2 protein-coding genes are annotated in these 2,940 nt (G+C 54.6%); both read left to right on the forward strand.

Going from position 1 to position 2,940, the window contains the following annotated elements; all coding sequences use genetic code 11:
- The first annotated feature begins 422 nt into the window (after positions 1-422).
- Positions 423-2,336 (forward strand): DNA polymerase, encoded by a 1,914-nt coding sequence (locus ACOCD2_RS15595; RefSeq protein WP_419625776.1) that lies wholly within the window; start codon positions 423-425, stop codon positions 2,334-2,336.
- Positions 2,337-2,753: 417 nt separating this feature from the next.
- Positions 2,754-2,940 (forward strand): hypothetical protein (locus tag ACOCD2_RS15600; RefSeq protein ID WP_419625777.1); only part of this gene is annotated, 187 nt, incomplete at its 3' end.

The following is a 2,940-nucleotide window of genomic DNA, read 5'->3' on the forward strand; positions in this document are numbered from 1 at the left end:
GATGAGCTCGCAGAGATGGCAACCACGTCCGTGTACGGGGCAGTCACGCCAGCGCCACGCGATACAGCACCCCCGGCGCTTAGGTACGATATAAACGGACAGCCAATCCCACCTGTACCCGCGGCGGCACCCGCCGACTACGTGCCGCCAGCGCCGCCAGTGCCCGTTGCCTCGCCGCCAGTCTACGCGCCTCCTGTGCCTCCAGCGCCGCCCGCGTCTCTAGCGGCTTCAGTGCCCCCGGTCTACGCGCCTCCTGTGCCTCCAGCGCCCCCGGCACCCCCCGCGCCCGCTAACGCCTGGCCGGTAGATCATAACGGTCAGCCTATCCCACCCGCAGTCCCTGCGGACCCGGGTCTTAAGTTCGACTAACGTCAGCCCCCGGTGCGCAGGTACCGGGGTTTCAGGAGAATGTTATGAAGACGTTGTATCTCGATTTCGAGACGTATTCTGAGCTCGATATAAAAGCCGTTGGGTCTTACAAGTACCTGGAACATCCCAGTACGCGGATTGTGTGCGTGGGGTATACCTGGAATGATTACTCAGAGGCTATAGTAACGTGGAACAGTGGCGTTAACCCGTTTTCGGATTTCATTCAGTTCCTGCATGAAGCGGATGTTCTGGTAGCGCACAATGCAGAGTTTGACGCTGAAGTTGTCCGCCGGTTCCTTGTGCCCGACATTCCAAAAGGAAAGTGGCGGTGCACCATGGTCATGTCACGTATCGCAGGGTTCCCGGGGAAGCTTTCCCGGGCGGCAGAAGCGGTGGGGCTGGAGCATCAGAAGATGGGCGGCATCGACCGGCTCATGAAAAAGTTTTGCACGCCACAGGTACAGCAGCAGCTGGGCTTTGATGAGCAGGAAGACATAGACCTGTTTTCCCGGTATTGCCGGTTTGATGTGCTGGCGTGTCGGGATCTGTATTACGCGCTGAGTGGTGTTGTCTCTGTGGACTGGGCATCGTGGGTGACTCACTGGGAGATCAATAGCAGAGGGATCCCTATCGATAAGGGGTTCTGTGAGGCAGCTTCAGAGCTTTCAGTGGGTGCGCATGGCTATGCGTCTGATACATTGTATCGGGTGTTGAAGTGTAAAATCGCGCCTGCGAGCATGAAAGCCTTTCTGGAGAAGAAGGGGTATCGCCCTGAAACGGGGGGTATTGATGACATTCGCAGAGCTGTTCCAGACGAAGATGCTGAGATGAAGGAGATCGTGGATCTCTACGAGGTCCATCAGGAAAAATCCACACTGAAGTACCGGGTTGGGCTGAATATGTTGTGCACAGATGATCGGGTACGTGGGTCCTATATGTATGAGGGCACGCAAACCGGTAGGTACAGCAGCTACGGTCTTCAGATACACAACATGAAAAAGAGTGATGCGACTTCCGTAAAAGCTGAAGCGCTGGCAATTAAAACGAGAATCGATGCACTTGAGCCGCATGAGATACTTCTGATGAATTCGGAAGCTGTTTCTAAGCAGATGAAAGCGTTGGGTGAAGGTGTCCGTCACATGATCCGGGCACCAAAGGGTAAACGTTTGCTGGTCAGTGATATGTCCAGCATCGAGCCACGGATTACACTGGCACTCACCGGGGATCCGAAACTGCATGAAGTGATTGTGGGGGGTCATGACGTATATAAGGTGTTTGCGGCAGCGTTCTTTCAGGTGCCTGAAGATCAGGTGTCAAAAGACCAGCGCAGCTTCGTCAAGCCCCTGGTGCTGGGCTTTAACTATGGCGGTGGGATACAGGCAGCGACGAAGGTATCGAAAGAGATTGGTCCTGAAGAAGCCAAGGCGGCTGTACGTGCGTATCGGGCTTTGTACCCGATTGTAGCGGGTGCCTGGCAGGGTTTAGATGATCTGCTGAGGGACAGGGTTACGGGTGCTTACGGGGTAGAATTCCCTGCCCCGCTTAAGCTGCCTGTTACACTGTGTCTGAAACCCTGGCTGGGGGATAAAGCAGCGTTGATTGCCCGGCTGCCCTCAGGTCGGGAGATAGTCTACCGGGAATTCAGGAACAGTGAGCAGGGGTATGGCTACGTCTACACGTCGAGGGAAGGTAAAGTAGCGTCTCTGTACGGATCAAAGCTGTTCAACAACATTGTGCAGGGTATCGCGTATGATCTGCTGGCGTTCTCGCTGAATGAGCTAGAAAGGCTGCCGGGGGTGGATACCGTCATGCACGTGCATGATGAGGTAGTCTGTGAGGTGTACACAGATGAAGTTTTTGAACACGCGCTGGAGGTGGCAGATATCATGTGCCTCAATCCCAGCTGGGCAATAGGCATCCGTCGGGATGCTTCCATCAGCGTTACTAAGAGGTATGCAAAGTTATGAAAGAAAGTACGTTTGAAGCAAAATTCGGAAAGATAGTGAAGCGCCTGGGCGGGTTGAGCTATAAATGGGTATCACCCGGGAATGCGGGGGTACCGGATAGGATTGTATTCTTCCCCCCGGGTACGTGGATTCGTGAGGTGTTGGTTGAAGGTATCTGGTTTGTTGAGCTTAAGTCTACGAAAGGTAAGCTCACGCCGAGGCAGGTGCATCAGCACGATCTGCTACGCCAGCGCGGCGCGCGGGTGCTTACACTATGGCCGTGGCATACAGCTCCGGATGTATCTGTGAAACTTCAGTTCATGAAAGCCGTGTGCCTGTACAGGGCACGAATGTCGTTGGAGGAGAGCACCGCTACGCCCCCGCGGACTGAGGTTAAGTATGTGGACGTGTGCACGAGTATTGAGGAGGTATAGGCTAATGCGAACAATTGAGAACCTGAGACCGTACCAGCGGCGATCGGTCGATTACCTGAAGGGCAATCCTTGGGCGATGCTTGATATGGGTATGGGTATGGGTAAGACCATTATTTCGCTGACATCCATTCAATCCCGAATTTCGGTAGGGTGGGGCCCAGCTGTTATTTTCGGACCGAAGCGTGTCGTAG

It is taken from the genome of Thiolapillus sp. (genome assembly GCF_048562965.1).
Lineage (GTDB): Bacteria > Pseudomonadota > Gammaproteobacteria > Chromatiales > Chromatiaceae > Thiolapillus > Thiolapillus brandeum_A.